Below are 17,607 nucleotides of genomic sequence, written 5' to 3'. Positions count from 1 at the left end.
TTTACTCCTTTATGGGTTTCTTATTCCGAGTACTTACCCAATGAATATATTGAGCATATCCTAATACCGTAATAATAGGAAAAAGAGAGGCAAAGGCGATGAGGCCAAAGCCGTCAATTGCAGGAGATCGTCCAGGCACAGAGGTGGCAAGTCCGAGTCCAAGCGCTGTTACAATGGGTACCGTTACCGTGGAGGTTGTCACTCCGCCCGAGTCGTAGGCCAGGGCGATAATGGATTTTGGGGTGAAAAATGTTTGTAATATAACAATAATATACCCTACCATTATATATAAATATAGGGGTGTTCCTGTGACAATTCGAAATGAGCCAAGGCTGATGCCAATGGCAACTCCTGTGGCAACGGTGATGCGCAGGCCCCAGCTGCTAATGGCACCACCGGACACCTCATTAGCCTTATAGGCGACAGCTATAAGGGATGGCTCCGCAATGGTTGTGGCAAAGCCAATGCAGGCGGCAAAACAGTATATCCACCCATAATTTGCCCAATAGCCGAGGTCGATACTTGCCCTGTCACCTTGGAGAAAGATGGGGTCGGTGAGTTGGGTAGCCATGATCTTGCCGATGGGGAAGAGGGCGTTTTCAAGTCCCACTAAAAAGAGGGTAAGACCAAGGATAACATAGACAATGCCAAAGCAGAGACGTCTGGGATTGGGCAGGGCGCTGCGAAGTACCACCAGTTGAAAAAAACCAAAGAGAAGGATGATGGGAAGAACGTCCCGTATGGTCGAGAGCAGTGTCCAAAAAAGTTCAATTATCATAATGCCCATCCAAACATAAATATGCCGTAGCCCATGACGAATATCATGGGTAACAGGGAGGCGAAGGCGATGAGGCCAAAGCCATCGAGAAGGGGGCTTCTGCCTTTGATAACCGTTGCCAAACCTACTCCGAGAGCGGTGACGAGGGGAACGGTAATGGTGGAGGTGGTGACACCTCCTGCATCGTAGGCAATGCCGATTATCTCCTTGGGAGCGACGCTGCTTATCAGCATCACCAACAGGTAGCCGCCGATAATAATAAAATGTATGGGCCAACCCAGGAGGATACGCAGTACGCCGAGGAGGATGGCAAGGCCAACGGAAAAGGCCACTGAAAGTCGGATTCCTGTTGCATAGGAGGCAATTGCCTGGGGTGTGTTTTCCAGCAGGCCTCCCCGGACGGCAACGTCTGCTGCCTTGCCGGAGACCGCTACCAGGGCGGGCTCTGCAATTGTGGTCGAGAAGCCGAGAAGAAAGGCAAAGGTGAGGACCCAAAAGACACTACCTTTTTTAGAGAGGGCGTGGGCCATGCTTTCGCCGATGGGGAAGAGGGCAATTTCCAGTCCTTCGACAAAGAGGGCAAGACCCAAGATTACCAGGAGCAATCCTGTCAGTATCCCTCCTGCATCTGGCAGGGGCTGTTTGATGACAACTATCTGAAAGAAGGCTATAATGAGGATTATTGGCAACAGATCCTTTGTTGCTGTCCACAGTTTTCTGGCGGCCTGTATGAGGAGTATCTTGACCATTATTTTTTGCCCTTGGTTCTTCGGATGAGTTCTGGTGAAGAGCTGATTTCTGCTAGCATCCCACAAACTTATCACTAAGTACAGAAAAAATGAGTTTAAAATAGATTTTAATATTGTGTAGTTCGCCATCAAGGTGAAATATTTGTGGGTGATGGCTGTCGGGGCTTATCCATATTTGCCATAGAGCAGCTTTCTGGGATGTTGGTTTGTAGAGCTCGCTGCTACCTCTTAAAAATAGCAATGAGATAATAAAATGATATTGAAGATCAATGGAGAGAGAGTTTCGCTTAGTTTGATTCGGTGAATTAACGAGTTGGGTGGAGAAAATAGTTTGATGGGTAACAGCCTTCAGGGTGTGATTACCTTTGGCGTCGAGTCGGTATAAGTGTAGGAAAATATGTTATGGGGTTGCCCCTCCTCCTGCCCGCTACTCAACCGATGAGATTGGCTGAACGTAGTTGGCCTGAGGCTCTCAGCGATGGGCTACTTGGGGCAGTAGCCCTGGTCATTGGCTGAGACAAGGAGGGGGCAAAGAGTGTGCTCTCTCCTATGCGTTTTCCAATATCTTGAGGGAGAGTGTTTCCAGCATGGAGGCGGTGGCCTCTTTATAGGCAAGCATATGCGCTGTGGCCAGATGGGCCTTGAGGGCGGCTAAGCTCTGCCATTTTTCTATGATGGTTACTGTGTTTTCCTGGTAGATCTGGGGGGGGAGATCTGTTCTGGTATCGATGGCGGGGTAGTATTCAATACAGCCCTCCTCGGCGAGAACCGCTGACACGTTCTCCTTGAATATACGGAGAAACTCCTCCATAGAGCCATCTTTGACAGTTATTGAGGCTAGAACGGTAATCATATTACTTCTCCTCTCTGTTTAGCGGGCTATACTGACCCAGTTTTATGTGGTATTTGAAAAAATCGCGATGTTCATCTTCCCGGTGGCTGACAAAGAGGATGGTGGAGAGCTGTTCCCGGGCAATTTTTTCTATAACGGTCATAAACTGTTCCCGGTAGCTTTCGTCCAGTCCCTGACTTGCCTCGTCGAGGATGAGGAGGCGAGGAATCTTTATTAGACCTCGGGCGATGAGGATCAGTCGTTGCTCGGCAAAGCTCAGGCTGCGAAATGGCTTTTCCGCTTTCTCCTCTAGGCCCAACCAGGCAATCCATTTTAATCCCTCTTTAATCTCCTGCTGACTGGGACGTACATAAAGACCTATGGTGTCATAGAGACCGCTGATAACAATATGCAGGGCAGAACCCGGGCATCTGTGGTTTCGATGTAGATCAGGGGAGACAATACCCATCTGTTTTTTGATATCCCAGATAGACTCGCCGCTGCCTCGTTTATGGGCAAAGAGACGGAGGTCGTTGACGTAGCAGTCGGGATGGTCTCCGGTGATGATCTGGAGGAGGGTCGACTTGCCGCAGCCGTTGGCCCCGGTAATAAGGAGGTGGTCGCCGGAGTGGATGTGTAGATTAAGGCCGGTAAAGACATTTTTTCCCTGGTAGCTGCCAAATCCTGCCCGAAGATAGAGTAGCTCTTCGGAGGAGGGACGGCTCTGGCTGGGCAGGTTTATCTCTCGTATCTCCAGCTCTTCACTTCGAATATCGCCGATAATCTCTTTGTAGTCTCCCTGGCGGTAGAGGGCATTGTCCTTAAACCAGCCAATGTGGCTGCACCAGTCAGGTATGTCATCTATGTTATGAACAAAGAGGAGCAGGGTCAGGTTTTCGGGTAGGGCCTGGAGGGCAAGGTTGAGCTCTAGGCAACTTTTGCTGTCTAAACCGTCGTAGGGGGTGTGCAGAATAATATGTTTTTTCCCACCAAGGATGGCCTCCAGGAGAAGCAGTTTTCTTGCCTGACCTGAGCTGAGCTGCTTAAAACCGGTTTCCAGCTTTTCCTTCATTCCCAGGATGCTGACAAGGGGGTGGTAGAGGCTACCATGGGGCAGGAAGTCTCCGGCAACTGTACCGGGATCAAGGTAGTCAAGGAAATCTGAATCATCCTTGGCCAGTTCCGCTTCAAAAACCTCTTGGAGTTTATCAAAGGAGACCACGCTCGCCTGAGGCAGGACGGCTGGGTGTTTTTTTCCTTCGTGACCGAGGTTGCCAGTAAGTAGTTGGAGGAACGCTTCACTGCCCGAGAGATTTCCTCCATAAAAGCACCAGGTATCCCCCGGAGTAATGGTGAGTTCTTTGATTTTCAGGCCTGAGTGAGAAAAGTTAATAAAGTCCATTTTTATATCTTGGTTGAGGGGAATGTTTATTGGTTTTGGCCGCCAACCTACTATGAAAGAGCTGATAGATCTTTAAAAAACAGGCGTGATTGTGCTTTGGGTAAATAAATACCCCATTACCTGCAGATAGGGTCTGCTGGCAATGGGGCCATTTCTAGGAGAGGGAAGCTATGAATCTCTACTGAGAGAGCTCGGTTTGAGACCAGGAACTCTTGTTGCTCATTCCTTCAAGGGTTTTAGGATCAAGACGGCCAGCTTTTACGGCCTCCTCATTCCACTGCTCAAGCAGGGTTGACTCGAAGGCCTTCTTCTCTGTAATGAGCTTCTGGAGAGGGACGCCGGCAAGTGCCTGGGCTTTTTCCTTGGTAGAAAAATCTGGAACCTGATAGCCGATCAGGCCATGTTGAGCCAGAATTGCCGCAAGTTTTATTCGCGCTTTGCCACCCTTGTCATTGGCTACTCCCAAGAGCCGAAGGGTCTCTTCGGGAGAGTGAAAGAAGGAACCATGGCTGGCAATGGAGTAATCCCATAGCCATTGGCCGGAGCGAAGGAGCTCAAGTACGGGCTGCATCTCTGCCTCTGTGGCCCCAAGTTCCCAGGCCTTTCCTGCTTCAAGATGGGCTGCGGCCAGAGTATCCATGGCCATCTTCATGAGCTGCTCTTTGCGTTCAAGTTTGCTGGCAACGCGGTCCCTGAAGGCCTTTTCACTGTCACGGTGGCAGGTGAGGCAGGTGCTGGCTATGTCATCCAGGGGATTGCCTATATTATGATCTGTATACTTGATGGAACCCTGTTGCTTGTAGGGCATATGGCAGTCGGCACAGGAGACGCCATTTTGGGCGTGGATTCCCTTGGAGAAGAGTTCGTAACCCGGATGCTGAGCCTTGAGCATGGGGGCCTTGCTTATCTTATGGGTCCAGTCCTTAAAACTATATTCATCGTAATACTCTTCCATGTTTTCAGCTGAGAGTCCCTTGGCCCAGGGCAGGGTAACCACCTTGGCAGTTTTTGTCTTACCCGTTTTGTCTGTCCATTCCGTTGGCCGGAAATAATATTCGACGTGACATTGGGCACAGACCAGGGTGCGCATGTCTTGGAAGGTGATCTCGTCAAGATTTACTCCACTGGCCTCAAGTGCTCTTCCCAGGTGAGGTCGACTAAAGCCGAGGTTACCCGTCTGGCTATTGTGACAGTCAGCGCAACCAATGGGGTTGACGATTTGGTTCCCATATTTGGCCCATTTTCCGGTAAAGAATTCATTTTCACCCACCTCGTCCATCAGACGGGGGACATCGGGGGATTTACAGGTCCAGCAGGCCGTGGGCATTGGTCCATTGGATGGTCCCGTGGGGGCGCCGGTGCGCAGGGTGTTGATGTTGTCCTGGATGGCGTAGAAATGACCTCGTGGGGCGTTGTAATCTTTGGCAAAGCCATAGCCGGCCCAGATGATCGCAAGTTGAGGCTTTTCTCTCAGAAGATCGGTGATTTTGTCGCTTTTTTTTGTCTGTTTCCAACTATCGTATTCTCGCGGATAGTAACGATACCACTCTTCGTTTTTGCTGGCCACTCCCTCAGCCTGGACAACAGGCCCCGTGTTGATCTCTTTTCGCTCTGCCTCTCGACTGTTGATGGAGTTTGCCATGAGGCCCATGGCACCAATTGCAATCACCGATCCTGTCAGTAATATTTTATAGGACTTATTCACAGGGTTTCCTCCTATTGTAATTCTCTTACACCAAGATTATTTGGAGCTGATATGATGCTGTGCACGCCGCCATGGGGAACGTTTCGATGGCAATCCCAGCATTTTCTTTCTGTCGCTTTTGCTTTTGAAAAATCGTGGTACTTATCTTCGTTTGCCCGGATGGTGCCGGTCAGCCTGTTGTGGCAGGAGATACAGTTGGCCTGTACCCGTCTTGCCCCATCGGCACTTATCTCAATTCGGGGTGCATAGGTGTTGAGGGTAAAGGCGACGCTGTGGTTCCATCCGTCTCGTGCCTTAGAGATGTATTTATGGACAAAGCTATCCGTTGGCAGGTGGCAGTCAATACAACCTGCCTGATTGGCATGGGAGCTATGTTGCCAACTTGCATACTGGGCATTCATTACGTGACAGTTGATACAGGCCTTGGGATCTGTTGATAGATAGGAGAGGGCCTTTGACGTGTCGAGAAGATAGAAAAACAGGACAACTGCAGTGAATAGAGCAATAATTGCACTATAGGCAATGAATTTACCCGATTTCATAAAACAGCCTCATGGTTAGCGGGAGAAGGGATGTCAGCTTATAAAGGGGAGGTTGTTCTGGAACTGTTTGCCACCCATTTAAGTGTAAAATAAAAAACTCAAGGTGAAAAAAGTATATCAGACTTTTAACTGTTTTAACTAGGATAAAAGTTAAAAGGCTGTTTTTTCACCTTGATGGGAGTAAACGTTTTACTGCAGATACTCAGTTACCAAGTTCAGTTTACCAGTGTGCTTCAGCGTTTGCTGCGCTTGTGTATTGGAGATTTCCTTTGTTGAATTTCTCCACTGCATTGGCCACGGTGCCTGTTGTATCGCTTACCACTTTGATGCCAGCAGTTTCGATTATTTGAAATGCCTTTGGCCCACAGTATCCAGTCATCAGCACTTCTGCGCCTTTGTCGTGTACCATAGTGGCTGCTTGGATGCCCGCGCCTTTAAATGAGTTGACGTTGGTGCTATTGTCTACTGCCTCAAAGATCATGCTCTCTGGATCGACAATAATAATATAGGCAGCTCGGCCAAAACGGGGATCAATAGGGCTATCCAGGTTTGGGCCGGTTGCGGTTATGGCTATTTTCATTTTATTTTCCTCTACCGGCTAATGGGTTTATTGTTGACCACCACCACATACTTGGTCGTTTGAAATAAGTTGAAGCTTTCCTGCAAGCATATCTTCAACAACGGGGCGGATATCCATTCGTTCTGCATCGTGATATACTTCGATACCGACCTGCTTAAAGCCCATGAGTGGGCGCATGCCAATACCACCGACAACCAGGGCGTTGACCTTGTGCTCTGCAAGTAGATTAACAGGCACCATGCAACCGCCTTGAATGTGCTCCAAGTTCTCGGTAGTTGATACTTCTATGATTTTTCCATCTTCCGCGTCAATAAAGGTAAAGACATCACAGTGACCAAAGTGTCCTGCACGTGTTCCGTCGAGACCACCTTCACCGTTGGATGGGATTGCAATGCGAATTTTAGCCATTTTTTTAGTTCTCCTTGTAAAAATTACTGGGCAAGAGGTATGATTTTCTCGCTATCTGTCATGGGCTTGGAAGAAGATATTTTCTGCCAAATTTCTTTAATATTATCGAGCAATTCAGGCTCTTTTCCGTACTCGAAAATATTTTTACCTTCCACCATTGAGTAGGTAAAAACTGGATTGAATGGAACGTGACCGACTACTGTCAGGCCTAACTTTTCAGCAGAATCTTCAATGGCTTTTGTTACTTCAAGGTTGAGGTCAAATTTATTGATACAGGCCATTGTTGGTATGGCGAAATGCTGGGCTAGCTGGGCCACGCGCTGCATATCATGCAGGCCGGAGAGCGATGGCTCTACAATCAGAAGTAGGGCAGTTGCTCCCGTGATTGAAGCAATAACAGGGCAACCAATACCTGGAGGGCCATCGGTGAGGATCAAGTCATAACTATCTGTCATGGCTAGTTGTTTTGCCTCCTTACGGATGAGGCTGACAAGCTTCCCGGAGTTCTCTTCGGCAATGCCTAGTCTGGCATGAACCATGGGGCCGAATTTACAGGAGGAGATAAACCAATCGCCACACTTCTGCTGAGGAAATTCAATTGCCTGTTCTGGGCAAAAGTCAACGCAGATACCGCAGCCTTCACAGCCAATGGGATCTACGACAAAATCTTCTGAGATGGCTCCAAACTTGCAAAGATCTCGGCATGTTCCGCAGCTTATGCACTTGTCTTGGCGGATCTCGGCTAGGCAGCCGCCCATGAAGTCATGGCTCTGTTCGATTGTCGGCTGGGTAAGCAGGTGGAGATCGGCTGCATCTACATCTGCGTCGCAGAGAATGTGATTCTTGGCAAGTGAGGCAAATGCCGCAGTAATGCTTGTCTTGCCTGTGCCACCTTTTCCACTAATAATAACAAGCTCTTTCATTGCTTCACCTGCTCTTTCTGGATGATATTAACAATGTCTTTGAAAAGACTCTGGAAAATCTCTTTCCATTCTGGCAATTCGTCTACAAGAATCTTTCCCTGGGAATAAATTTCAGCAATTTTTCGATCAAAGGGGATTTCCAGGAGGATGGGGATCTGTTCCGAGGCTATATACTCATGTACCTTGTCATAGCCCAGATTTGCCCGGTTGATGATCAGCCCGCAGGGGATACCAAGTGCCTTGACGGCCTCTACAGCGAGGGTAAGGTCGTGGAGGCCAAAGGGGGTGGGCTCTGTTACCAAGAGGACAAAGTCGGTATCCTTCATGGCGGTAATAACGGGGCAAGATGTTCCTGGAGGGGCATCTATGATTGCAATTTCACCTTCCTTGATTCTGTTACGGACATCGCGGATAAGGGGAGGTGACATTGCCTCACCGATGCGCATGCATCCCTGAACAAAATCCATATTTTCTCTTTTTCCCTCTTCCACCCAGCCAAGGGATCGGGTGCCTGCAGAAATCGCCTGTTCAGGGCAAACAAGGAGGCAACCTTCACAGCTGTGACAGAGTTCGGGGAAGCAGAGTACCTTCTTGCCAATGACGGCAAGGGCGTTGAATCTGCATATATCGGCACATTTTTTACAGCCGTTGCAGAGCGATTCATCTATTACAGGGACAAAAACGGTGGACTCTTCTCGTAGAGTGATCTCAGGTTTGATGAAAAGGTGAGCATTGGGTTCTTCGACATCACAGTCAAGAAGCTTGGCCTTACCTTCAAGGCTTATGGCGAGGTTGGTGGAAATTGTGGTTTTGCCGGTACCACCTTTGCCGCTGGCGATGCTTATTATCATTGTTTTCTCTCGGGACTGAACAATTTTTTTAAATTTGATGTATTTTGGTGATGATTTGAGTCACCTGTTCAGCATCTTCCGCTCCTGGATCGAGGGGTAGTTGCATAAAGAGGCCATATCCTTCCGTTACATCATGAAATTTTTCAGAGGGGAGAGATGATTGTAGGGCATAATTAATAAAAGGATTCATGGGAACGATCTCTTTGGCAAAGTCCAGCCCGGATTGGCTGTCCAGATTCTCGGCAATAAGGACGACCGCTGCCTTATTGGCACCTATGATCTTTTTTGCCTCTGTGCTGGAAGAGGTATAGGTCACCTCATTTTTTTCATTCTTAGCAAGACTTTTTTTTAATTGGAGAAAAGAGGGTTCTTGTCCATCAAGTAAAAGTATATCCATTTTATGTACCTATATTAAGTGAAGGATTAATCAACTGTCACTCTCTTATAGGCAAAAGCAGTGCCAGTTTTGTGCATATGTTATTAATAGCTGGGCTATGATATAGGTGTCTGTTTTTAGAACAATTTATAATTGTATACATTTCATCTAGGAAAGATAGTGGCGTAGATTTGCGACCATTACGGTCGCACGCCGAGCGGTGTTGCGACTCTATGCGACTATCTTTTCCGGTGACGTCCGTCTTGATTTGGTAGCTTAATACCGAGTCGTTTGATTTTGCGGAAGAGGGTGCTTTTGTGGATTCGGAGATGGTCGGCCGCAGCCTGGCGGTTATAGCCGTTTTGCTCAAGTGCCTTGAGGATAGTTTCCTTCTCTGCCCAGTCAAAGCTATTGGGGCTCTCGTCAGCGGAGAGGGTCACCTGTCTACTCTCCTGTTGGAGGTAGGCAGGGAAATGCGGATAATCAATGGTGTTGCCGCGACAGAGGATAAAGGCGTGCTCGATGATGTTCTCCAACTCTCTGATATTGCCTGGGTAATCATGGGAAAGCAGGTACTTTTCTGCCTCGGGAGAAAGGCCTGTTATTTGTCTATTCTTGATATTGTTGAGCTTGCTGATAATTTGTTCTATTAGCAAGGGGATGTCTTCTCGGCGCTCCCTGAGAGGGGGGAGCTTGAGGATAATGACGTTGATGCGATAAAAAAGATCCTGACGAAAGAGTCCTTTATGGATCAGTTGACTGAGATCTTTATTGGTTGCTGTGATAATTCTGGCATTTGTTGCTATTTTTTTGGTACTGCCCAGGGGCTGGAATTCTCGCTCTTCGAGAACTCGAAGGAGGCGTACCTGAAAGGCAGGGCTGGTGTCGCCTATCTCATCAAGAAAAATGGTGCCGTTTGCAGCTGCGGCAAAGAGTCCGTCTTTGTCGTGGCGCGCATCGGTAAAGGCTCCTGCCTTGTAGCCAAAGAGCTCTGATTCCAGTAAGGTGTCTGGGAGGGCGCCGCAGTTGACGGCGACAAATGGCCGTTTTGCTCGACTGGAAAGATTGTGGATTGCCCTTGCCAGGAGTTCCTTGCCTGTTCCTGTCTCTCCTTCAACCAGAACGGTACTGTCACTTTGAGCAACCTGTTTGAGGATGGCGAAGAGGTCTTGCATTTTGGGGGAGCGACTGACCATGTTTTCCAAATGGAAATTGCCTGTTGCTTCTCTTGGCAGTTCTTCTCTGGTGGCCTTGGTGCGAAAAATTTCGACGCCCCCTAGAATATTGCCTGCTTCATCTTGTAAAACAGAGGTAGAGACGATAACTGGAATTTTTTGTTGCTTGTGGTCTCTGATAAAGGTAGATGAGTTGGTAAACGATTTTTTTTCTTTTATGGTGCGTTTCAGGGCACAGTGGAATGCACACATGTTTGACTGAAAGATCTCCCAACAGTGCTTACCTATGGCCTCTTGCCTGGAGATACCAAGGATTTTTTCTGCAGCCCTGTTGAATGACGTTATTTTAAGTTGGTGGTCAACTGTGAAAAGACCTTCGGAAATACTTTCGATGATTGTTTCGCTTACGTTAATGGCAGGTTTTTTTTTCTCGCTCATAGTTTTCGTAAATTTAGCAATAAATAAAGATTTTTGAATGAGAATGTGTTGTTAGGTGTCAGAACCTTAGGTGTCTGGGAATGCAGGATAATGGGGAGGGACATGACGAATGTTGTGGCGGAAGTGCATGGGAATCGAACCCACCTAACGAGCTATTAACCCGTTACACCGGATTTGAAATCCGGGGGAGCCACCAGTGCTCCGTCCACTTCCAACTTAACTTTTAAAATCAATATTGTTATACTAATAATTGTTGACCTTGAAAACAACATTTTATAGATTTACTTAAAATTATATCGTTAAGGTATTTTTTTAAGCCGTGTTAGATAGAGATATCTAGCAACCTACAGTAATTTAACTAAAATAAAATATAATGCAGTGTGAACGACTTATTAGTCTGATTAAATCTTGGCATCGACATGTCCAAGACGAAACAATGGCGCCAGCTCGTATGGTATCGTTTATTGAACAGCATGCCGAGCGATGTGATGTATGCTTTCACGATCCTGACCTGAAAGGGGAGATTGCTAGAATAACAGAATTGATTCTTCCTGAGTCTAAAATTCCCAAGGCTGTTCGTCATGATGATGAGCCAGAAGTCGACGAGGTTGTGGAAGAAGTTGAGACCCATGATGAGGGAAATGAGGAAGAGGAAGAGGAAGATTACGGACTTGATGTCGATGATGAGTTGTAGATAAGATATCTCAGAAGATCTCTTCTGAGATATTTTTTTGCTCTGCAGGTCCCTATAGAGAGAGGCTCCATTCGTGGAGTTTGTTCTCTATGAACTTGCAGATATGCTCCTGCTCTTCTGTGCCTCTGTCCTGCACTGTTAAGGGATTTCCAAAGGCAAAGTACACCTTTTTGGTGATGTTTATTTTGCCAAAATCTTTTAATTTTTTCCCGTTTTCCCAGGCGTCTGTACGCAGGGCAAGGGGAATTATTGGTACACCGGCCTTCTTTGCAAGCTTAACCCCGATAGAACTCATCTCCGTGGCTGAAAAGCTGTGGGAACGGGTTGTCTGCGGGAAAACAATAATAGAGGTACCCTCTTCTATTCTCTTGCATCCCTCTGTCATGACAGTTTTCAGGTCTGATCTTGGGTTTGTTCTGCTTACGGCTATTGGATTTCTTGCGCCCACGACATGTTTAAAGACCGGGTAGTCCAGGAGGCTCTGCTTTACCACAAAGGTAACGGGCTTTTTTGGGTAGACAAGAGATGGCAGGATTGCTGTCTCCAGGGCGGACATGTGGTTGCCAATAATTACCGCTGGCCCGTCTTGTTTTTGTAGGTGCTCTATCCCGGAAATGTCAAAGCTTACCCCTATTTTCTCCAACATACCCAATATGGCAAGACTACTGTTTACCCAAGCCTCGCCAGTGTAAAGCCCTTGCCGGGCCTTATGGGCGGAGACCATTATCTCTTTTAAAAATCGCAGATAGAAACAGGTGCTGGGGAAAAGTTTGTAGAGAGCTCCCGGGTTATGAGAGGGAGAGCTGTAGTGAGAATTTGTGTAGGATAATTTTTTCATTGTATTGTTAGCTTTTGTCTTGGCAAAAACGAGATGGGTAATCGGTAAAAATGCCATCAACACCCATCTGTTGCAATCGTAAAAAATCATCGGGGTGGTTGACCGTGTAGACAAAGATTTGAAAGTTGTTTTTATGGGCAGATTGGACAAATGCCTCAGAGGCACTATTGAGGTTGATGTTAAGGGACCAAATATTCATCTGTGCGTATGTGTCGGCGTGATTGGCCGGGACATGGGCGATAAGCAGGGCAATAAGACACTGCGGGCAGAGTGCCTGAAAGAGCATCAACTCAGGATGGACAAAGGAGCTGACAAGAAACTGATCGTAGGTAAATTTACCATCAATGACATATTGGTCAAGTATTTCAGCTGTCTTTGCCGCTGTACCAAGGCTCTTCAACTCGATGTTCACTTTAATTCTTCCCGCAACCAGGTCAAGCACCTCCGTTAGAAGGGGGATTTGTTCGTTTTTTCCTGCGTCCAGGGCTCGCAGTTCATCTAAGCTCATTTCGCGAACAAGTCCTGAACCATTTGTTGTCCTGTCGACGCGTGGATCGTGGATGACAACGAGCTGGCCTGTGGCGCATTTTTGTACATCAAATTCTATGGCGTATGCTCCACTTTTCATCACTTCAGCGAAAGAGAGGAGGGTGTTTTCCGGTGTCGTACCTGCTGAACCTCTATGTCCAATTATCTTCATTTGCAATTAATTAATTGTTATGTGTTTGGAACACGTATATTTTTTACAGATCCTTTAGAGACCCGCTGCCTGTTTTATTCTCTTTGTATTTTTCTTGATACTGATTCTTGATCAAGCCAAATTTGTTTCCCGATCAGCTATGGCAACGAGAAATGCCTCGCGAGCAAAAGGGGCAGTCCTGACGGGGCTATTTTCATATTCTAACATGGTTGTATTAAGTTCTCACTATCCTAGCTGGTTTGCCATGGATTTGGCAGAACTAAAACCGGAGGAGACAATTGCCCCTATCATTTCAGTATTGATACTCTGGCGGGTGATACTGTTCTGGGGAAAACCATCCCGGCCAACGAGGTATGCGGTGTTAACGCCTTTGATGTCGATGCACTGCTCAACAAATTTATTGGTTGCAAATTCTTCTCGTTCGCTATCCTCTCTGTTGTTTCGTTATTGTTAACTGTAGCTTTTAGCAAGAGAGTTTGCAGGTCTGTCCTGGCGCTTATTGCAGGTGCCTCTGCTCCCCGGATACTTGCAGGGTGCCGTCCTGAAATTGTTCGTCCTCGTCCAGGCCATTCATCCCGGGCATATTGATATCGTTTACCACCAACTGAGCACTTCTGCTACTCAGGCAGGAGAGAGTCTGTTTCCCCGAACTGCTAACAAGGAATTCAACATGGAGGAGCATTTACTTAAATTTCTCTGCAGCATCCAGAGCAATATCATCATCTACAATAGAACTCTTCTTATAGCGTCCTCTTGGTGTAAAAAATAGAGCAGAGCGATCCGTTGTTCAGTTGGAGAAACTAGACGTTCTTACAGCAATATAGCCCCTATTATTTCTTTTACCAGATCCGTTGGTGGTCGTAAAGATCTGCTTGGGTTTGTTGGGCTTTTTTTATACCCCTCTTTGAAAAAAGAGAGTGAAGCGTGTACCTCACCCTCATCCGTTGCGGATCGATGCAGGCCTTCAGGTGAAGTGCTTTTGCAAATTTTTACCGAGGCTCAAGGGCTAAGGGGGCATGAACAGAATGGGGCTGACTAGGTGCCGATGAACGGAAGAGTCTGCCGGGGCTTGTTCTGGCATCTGATCTAGTCCTGTTGACTGGCGTGGTGGAGCTGGTCAGCCTCTTTTGAGAAACCTCCTTGTTTTAGGTAAGATATTTGCTTTTTTTATATTAAGACGGTAAAAGTTAGGGGTGTTTAATATATTGATTGCTTGGCTGATAATGTTTTGAGGAGGGGGGATGGCAAGCTTAAAGGCGCGAAGGGTTCAACGTTGTACTGGCGGTAAGGGACGGAATTTATGGGATGTTCCAGATGGCTATCAATGTGCCATTATTGGTACCTGTATCACCCAGCCAGAACTGGTTAAGATAAATAAAAAGAGAGAGGTTCGTGGTGGAGAATTTGTCTCTCCTTTTGAATTGCACACGAGGTTTGTTCGTTTTGCCCATTACCAATGTGTGGCAAGTGTGGCCATGCAGAAACTTCTTAATTTGAAGTATCAGAGGTATATTATCTCCTTTCACAGACTTAGGGAGAGCGAGGATCTGTGTAGGCTTTGGCAAAAGTCTCTGGAGGCTGGAGAGGTCGCCGGTGCTTTTTGGGCAGTGTGCTCTCACCCCCATATTCCGGGGGCAGTCCTCTCCGAGTGTTATGGGGATGTGCATATGATGTCTCACGATAGTGTCAGTGAGCTTTTGAGAATCAAAAAGAAGTTAGCCTCCTCTCTGCAAAAACAAAAAAATGTCGATGCGCAGTTAGTTCATCGGCAATTTTTGCATGAAAAGCGGGTGCGAAAAGAGAAGCAGGAGGTCATAGCGCTTAAGGCAGAGTTGAAAAAACGTGAAAAAAAGGGCTCATCTGCTTCATCTGCCGGGGGCTTTCCGCCGGCAGTAAAGGGTGTGCTAGAGAGGGAGAATGAGGAGCATCTTCTCTATATAGCAAAATTGGAAAAGCATAATGGCCAGTTGCAGAAGAATGCTATGCGCCTTGAGCAGGAGATATCTCAGCAGAGACAGGAGAATATTCTTCTGGAAAAATCTGTGCAGGCATCCCTGTTTGATTTAGGCTGTGCTCGTTGCGGTAGGGCTCATACAGAGAGCTGCCCAGGCAAAGATCTCTGTGGCAAGCTTGTTCTCTATGTTGGTGGAATGCATAAGATGGTTCCGCATTATCGAGCATTGGTGGAAAAGAGTGGTGGCTCTTTTTTGCACCATGATGGAGGTAAGGAGGAGTCTAAGAGTAGGCTGCCCCTTATGCTTGCTCAGGCAGATGCAGTTATGTGTCCCGTTGATTGCGTGAGCCATGATGCCTGTCTGACCGTGAAGAAGATATGTAAGCAGTGTCAAAAACCCTACGTAATGATGCGCTCTTCGGGGCTTTCGTCGTTGGCGATGGGATTGGGGCGCTTGTCGAGCTAGGATTGCCTAGGCAAGAGTGGTGCTTTATGAGAGATGTTTTAATGACCGCATAGGTGTCTTGGTTGTTCTTGGTCATTTCTTATCCTCTGGGGCGTATTCTCTTGGTTTATTTGCTCTTCAGAGGGTTTAATGCTTGAAAAGCACATCTTTTTTGTCTATTTCTTTAGGGGTTATTGTTATTTCTTGTTGGTATTTGGTGCGTTATGGTTCTTCTGTTTCCCTGCCAGGAAAGGGTTCCGTGACGTACCTCCTTTTTGGTAACCCCGTTTTGACTATTGAATTATATGAGAAGGCAAGAAGATAATCCTTTTCTTACAACGAAAGAGGTAGCAGAACTCTTACATGTAAATGAAAAGATGGTTTATTCCCTTGTGAATGACAAGGGCCTACCTGCCAGCAAGGTCACTGGTAAATGGTTGTTTCCCCGTAGGCTTGTGGCGGAATGGCTTGAGGTAAATGTTACAAACTATCGTCCTGCAACGGTTTCGGTGGATGACCTAATTCTTTTGGTTGCCGGTAGCGATGATCCCCTCTTTCAGCAGACACTCGCTCTTTTTCAACGACGTTATCCAAGGCGAATTGCCTTTTTTGCAAATCTTGGTAGTATGGGCGGGGTCTCTTCCCTGCGGCGTGGATTATGCCATATTGGTGTCTGTCATCTCTTGCAAGATGAGAATGAGGAGTATAACTTCGATTTTGCCAGTCAGGAGCTCGAACAAGCGCCCGTTTTTGTCAATTTTAGTAAGAGAGAGCAGGGCCTGCTGGTGGCCAAGGGAAATCCTAAGGGCATTGAGGGGATAGAAGATCTTGCCCGAAAAGGTATCTCCATTGTCAATCGTCCTCAGGGCACAGGTACGCGTGTGCTTTTGGATCATGAACTTTCTATACGAAGGATTTCCAGTCAAAAGATAGATGGTTATTCCCGCGAGGTGAGTCGCCATTTGGATGGAGGTCTGGAGGTGCTTGCCGGTAGGGTTGACGCGGCACCTGGTATTCGGGCGATTGCAGGTATGCTTGATCTTGATTTTGTCCCTCTTCGTTGGGAGAGGTTTGACCTTATTATAAGTAAGGAAAGGTTCTTTGAGCGAGGCATTCAGGATTTCATTGGTTTGTTGCACGAGGAGACCTTTCGACAATTAGCTGATTCTTTTGTTGGCTATGATGTCTCTCTATGTGGAAAGATGCTTTTTCCGGATAACTTAAAATAAGAGGAAAAATGATGAAGCGTAGTCTGATTTCGGTTGCCGTACTCTGTCTTGTGGCCATTTGTGCCGGCACTGGTTTTTGTGCTGAGAAGATTTTGAAAATGTCCACCACCACCAGCACTCAGTCCTCCGGTCTATTGGATATTCTTTTGCCTGCATTTGAGAAAGATACTGGCATTAGGGTAAAGGTTATCGCCAAGGGAACCGGCGCTGCTATCCGTGATGGCCAGGATGGTAATGTTGATATTATTTTTGTTCACGCTAAGGGTCGTGAAGAAAAATTTGTTAAAGATGGTTTTGGCACCAAGCGCTATGCCGTTATGCATAATGATTTTGTTATTCTTGGTTCAGAGAAAGATCCTGCCGGTATCAAGGGTAGTCATGATGCGGCGGCATCTCTGCAGAAAATAGCCGAGGCGAAGGCAAAATTTGTCTCTCGTGGCGATGATAGCGGTACCCATACCAAGGAGCAGTATCTCTGGAAGCAATCCGGTGTGCCACTTGCCGCTGTGAGCCAGACTATTGTTAAGAAGGGCAAGAAGAAGGAAGTTACTGCTATGCGTCCAGCTGACTCTGCTGCCTGGTATCTTTCCATTGGCCAGGGTATGGGTAAGGCCATTACCTTTACCGAGGAAAAGCAAGCTTATACCATGTCTGATCGTGGTACTTACATTAAATATAAGTATGGTAAGACTCCTGCTGTAGATCTTGAAATCCTCTGTGAGGGTGGCGCTGATCTTGCCAACCCTTATGGCATTATACCTGTTAATCCAAAGAAATATCCTACTGTCCAGTATGATATGGCAGTTGAGCTCGCCCAGTGGTTGGTTTCACCTCGCGGTCAGAAGTTGATTGGCGATTACCGGCTTGAGGGTAAGCAGCTCTTCTACCCGGATGCTATAAAGTAGTCTCTTTTCTAAGATACAGGAGTTGACGGGAGACTTGGACTTGGGGTAGATATCTAATATCTTCCGCAGGGAAGTTTCGGTAA

At 47.0% G+C, this 17,607-nt stretch carries 20 protein-coding genes and 1 tRNA gene; 4 read left to right on the top strand and 17 right to left on the bottom strand.

The features are described from left to right. Position 1 precedes the first annotated feature (1 nt). From DP_RS01730 to DP_RS01670, 13 genes are all read right to left on the bottom strand, one after another. Positions 2–787, bottom strand: coding sequence for a DUF1538 domain-containing protein (locus tag DP_RS01730; protein ID WP_011187593.1), 786 nt, complete (start codon positions 785–787; stop codon positions 2–4). Then, complete coding sequence (locus tag DP_RS01725; protein WP_011187592.1) at positions 775–1,527, bottom strand: DUF1538 domain-containing protein; 753 nt, start codon at positions 1,525–1,527, stop codon at positions 775–777. The genes DP_RS01730 and DP_RS01725 overlap by 13 nt, the downstream gene beginning before the upstream one ends. Before the next feature lie 547 nt (positions 1,528–2,074). Then, positions 2,075–2,380 carry a putative quinol monooxygenase gene (locus DP_RS01720; protein ID WP_011187591.1) on the bottom strand — a complete coding sequence of 102 codons (306 nt, stop codon included), beginning with the start codon at positions 2,378–2,380 and terminating at the stop codon, positions 2,075–2,077. A 1-nt stretch (position 2,381) separates the two neighbouring features. Continuing rightward, complete coding sequence (locus DP_RS01715) at positions 2,382–3,761, bottom strand: ATP-binding cassette domain-containing protein (RefSeq protein WP_011187590.1); 1,380 nt, start codon at positions 3,759–3,761, stop codon at positions 2,382–2,384. Positions 3,762–3,939: 178 nt separating this feature from the next. After that, a complete protein-coding gene (gene nrfA / locus DP_RS01710) occupies positions 3,940–5,466 on the bottom strand; it encodes an ammonia-forming cytochrome c nitrite reductase (protein ID WP_011187589.1) in 1,527 nt (508 codons plus the stop codon). Between the two features lie 11 nt (positions 5,467–5,477). Continuing rightward, positions 5,478–6,008 (bottom strand): cytochrome c nitrite reductase small subunit, encoded by a 531-nt coding sequence (nrfH, locus tag DP_RS01705; RefSeq protein ID WP_011187588.1) that lies wholly within the window; start codon positions 6,006–6,008, stop codon positions 5,478–5,480. A gap of 220 nt (positions 6,009–6,228) precedes the next feature. Continuing rightward, the gene (locus tag DP_RS01700; RefSeq protein WP_011187587.1) at positions 6,229–6,588 is read right to left on the bottom strand and encodes a NifB/NifX family molybdenum-iron cluster-binding protein; all 360 of its coding nucleotides are present in this window, start codon (positions 6,586–6,588) and stop codon (positions 6,229–6,231) included. 27 nt (positions 6,589–6,615) lie between these two features. Beyond that, the gene (locus tag DP_RS01695; RefSeq protein WP_011187586.1) at positions 6,616–6,996 is read right to left on the bottom strand and encodes a NifB/NifX family molybdenum-iron cluster-binding protein; all 381 of its coding nucleotides are present in this window, start codon (positions 6,994–6,996) and stop codon (positions 6,616–6,618) included. 23 nt (positions 6,997–7,019) lie between these two features. After that, on the bottom strand, positions 7,020–7,919 hold the full coding sequence (locus tag DP_RS01690; RefSeq protein ID WP_011187585.1) for a 4Fe-4S binding protein: 900 nt from the start codon (positions 7,917–7,919) through the stop codon (positions 7,020–7,022). Beyond that, positions 7,916–8,770 (bottom strand): ATP-binding protein, encoded by an 855-nt coding sequence (locus DP_RS01685; protein WP_011187584.1) that lies wholly within the window; start codon positions 8,768–8,770, stop codon positions 7,916–7,918. The genes DP_RS01690 and DP_RS01685 overlap by 4 nt, the downstream gene beginning before the upstream one ends. 28 nt (positions 8,771–8,798) lie before the next feature. After that, positions 8,799–9,167 (bottom strand): hypothetical protein, encoded by a 369-nt coding sequence (locus tag DP_RS01680; protein WP_011187583.1) that lies wholly within the window; start codon positions 9,165–9,167, stop codon positions 8,799–8,801. A 218-nt stretch (positions 9,168–9,385) separates the two neighbouring features. Next, positions 9,386–10,759 carry a sigma-54 interaction domain-containing protein gene (locus tag DP_RS01675; RefSeq protein ID WP_011187582.1) on the bottom strand — a complete coding sequence of 458 codons (1,374 nt, stop codon included), beginning with the start codon at positions 10,757–10,759 and terminating at the stop codon, positions 9,386–9,388. Positions 10,760–10,874: 115 nt separating this feature from the next. Then, positions 10,875–10,972 (bottom strand) — tRNA-Sec (locus DP_RS01670). Positions 10,973–11,210: 238 nt separating this feature from the next. Between DP_RS01670 and DP_RS16465 the strand changes: the two genes are divergently transcribed. Then, complete coding sequence (locus DP_RS16465; RefSeq protein ID WP_156792178.1) at positions 11,211–11,453, top strand: hypothetical protein; 243 nt, start codon at positions 11,211–11,213, stop codon at positions 11,451–11,453. A 52-nt stretch (positions 11,454–11,505) separates the two neighbouring features. Here the strand turns inward: DP_RS16465 and DP_RS01660 are convergent, their stop codons facing one another. The 4 genes from DP_RS01660 to DP_RS01650 all read right to left on the bottom strand — a co-directional run bounded on the left by DP_RS01660 (position 11,506) and on the right by DP_RS01650 (position 13,673). Continuing rightward, complete coding sequence (locus tag DP_RS01660; protein WP_198408692.1) at positions 11,506–12,348, bottom strand: lysophospholipid acyltransferase family protein; 843 nt, start codon at positions 12,346–12,348, stop codon at positions 11,506–11,508. Continuing rightward, positions 12,299–12,991, bottom strand: coding sequence for a glycerophosphodiester phosphodiesterase (locus DP_RS01655; protein ID WP_041277496.1), 693 nt, complete (start codon positions 12,989–12,991; stop codon positions 12,299–12,301). Before DP_RS01655 ends, DP_RS01660 begins: the two co-directional genes overlap by 50 nt. Positions 12,992–13,216: 225 nt before the next feature. Next, positions 13,217–13,366 carry a roadblock/LC7 domain-containing protein gene (locus DP_RS19085; RefSeq protein ID WP_407637889.1) on the bottom strand — a complete coding sequence of 50 codons (150 nt, stop codon included), beginning with the start codon at positions 13,364–13,366 and terminating at the stop codon, positions 13,217–13,219. 121 nt (positions 13,367–13,487) lie between these two features. Continuing rightward, positions 13,488–13,673 carry a response regulator gene (locus tag DP_RS01650; RefSeq protein ID WP_041277495.1) on the bottom strand — a complete coding sequence of 62 codons (186 nt, stop codon included), beginning with the start codon at positions 13,671–13,673 and terminating at the stop codon, positions 13,488–13,490. A 559-nt stretch (positions 13,674–14,232) separates the two neighbouring features. Between DP_RS01650 and DP_RS01645 the strand changes: the two genes are divergently transcribed. From DP_RS01645 to DP_RS01635, 3 genes are all read left to right on the top strand, one after another. Next, entirely contained in the window at positions 14,233–15,411 is a 1,179-nt protein-coding gene (locus DP_RS01645; RefSeq protein ID WP_011187578.1) for a DUF2325 domain-containing protein, read from the top strand. A 284-nt stretch (positions 15,412–15,695) separates the two neighbouring features. Next, positions 15,696–16,619 (top strand): helix-turn-helix transcriptional regulator, encoded by a 924-nt coding sequence (locus DP_RS01640; RefSeq protein ID WP_041277494.1) that lies wholly within the window; start codon positions 15,696–15,698, stop codon positions 16,617–16,619. A gap of 8 nt (positions 16,620–16,627) precedes the next feature. Further along, positions 16,628–17,524, top strand: coding sequence for a substrate-binding domain-containing protein (locus tag DP_RS01635; protein ID WP_011187576.1), 897 nt, complete (start codon positions 16,628–16,630; stop codon positions 17,522–17,524). The last annotated feature ends 83 nt before the right edge of the window (positions 17,525–17,607 follow it).

It is taken from the genome of Desulfotalea psychrophila LSv54 (genome assembly GCF_000025945.1).
Classification (GTDB): Bacteria; Desulfobacterota; Desulfobulbia; order Desulfobulbales; family Desulfocapsaceae; genus Desulfotalea; species Desulfotalea psychrophila.
This window is presented reverse-complemented; position numbering and strand designations above follow the sequence as displayed.

Excerpts from the sequence above, each read along its gene's own strand:
- DP_RS01660 (WP_198408692.1), bottom strand. The coding sequence starts at position 12,348 with ATGGCATTTTTACCGATTACCCATCTCGTTTTTGCCAAGACAAAAGCT.
- DP_RS01655 (WP_041277496.1), bottom strand. The coding sequence starts at position 12,991 with ATGAAGATAATTGGACATAGAGGTTCAGCAGGTACGACACCGGAAAAC.
- DP_RS01725 (WP_011187592.1), bottom strand. The coding sequence starts at position 1,527 with ATGGTCAAGATACTCCTCATACAGGCCGCCAGAAAACTGTGGACAGCA.
- DP_RS01715 (WP_011187590.1), bottom strand. The coding sequence starts at position 3,761 with ATGGACTTTATTAACTTTTCTCACTCAGGCCTGAAAATCAAAGAACTC.
- DP_RS01680 (WP_011187583.1), bottom strand. The coding sequence starts at position 9,167 with ATGGATATACTTTTACTTGATGGACAAGAACCCTCTTTTCTCCAATTA.
- DP_RS01700 (WP_011187587.1), bottom strand. The coding sequence starts at position 6,588 with ATGAAAATAGCCATAACCGCAACCGGCCCAAACCTGGATAGCCCTATT.
- DP_RS01720 (WP_011187591.1), bottom strand. The coding sequence starts at position 2,380 with ATGATTACCGTTCTAGCCTCAATAACTGTCAAAGATGGCTCTATGGAG.
- nrfH (WP_011187588.1), bottom strand. The coding sequence starts at position 6,008 with ATGAAATCGGGTAAATTCATTGCCTATAGTGCAATTATTGCTCTATTC.
- DP_RS01685 (WP_011187584.1), bottom strand. The coding sequence starts at position 8,770 with ATGATAATAAGCATCGCCAGCGGCAAAGGTGGTACCGGCAAAACCACA.
- DP_RS01640 (WP_041277494.1), top strand. The coding sequence starts at position 15,696 with ATGAGAAGGCAAGAAGATAATCCTTTTCTTACAACGAAAGAGGTAGCA.
- DP_RS16465 (WP_156792178.1), top strand. The coding sequence starts at position 11,211 with ATGGTATCGTTTATTGAACAGCATGCCGAGCGATGTGATGTATGCTTT.
- DP_RS01675 (WP_011187582.1), bottom strand. The coding sequence starts at position 10,759 with ATGAGCGAGAAAAAAAAACCTGCCATTAACGTAAGCGAAACAATCATC.
- DP_RS01730 (WP_011187593.1), bottom strand. The coding sequence starts at position 787 with ATGGGCATTATGATAATTGAACTTTTTTGGACACTGCTCTCGACCATA.
- DP_RS01695 (WP_011187586.1), bottom strand. The coding sequence starts at position 6,996 with ATGGCTAAAATTCGCATTGCAATCCCATCCAACGGTGAAGGTGGTCTC.
- DP_RS01645 (WP_011187578.1), top strand. The coding sequence starts at position 14,233 with ATGGCAAGCTTAAAGGCGCGAAGGGTTCAACGTTGTACTGGCGGTAAG.
- DP_RS01650 (WP_041277495.1), bottom strand. The coding sequence starts at position 13,673 with ATGCTCCTCCATGTTGAATTCCTTGTTAGCAGTTCGGGGAAACAGACT.
- DP_RS01690 (WP_011187585.1), bottom strand. The coding sequence starts at position 7,919 with ATGAAAGAGCTTGTTATTATTAGTGGAAAAGGTGGCACAGGCAAGACA.
- DP_RS01635 (WP_011187576.1), top strand. The coding sequence starts at position 16,628 with ATGATGAAGCGTAGTCTGATTTCGGTTGCCGTACTCTGTCTTGTGGCC.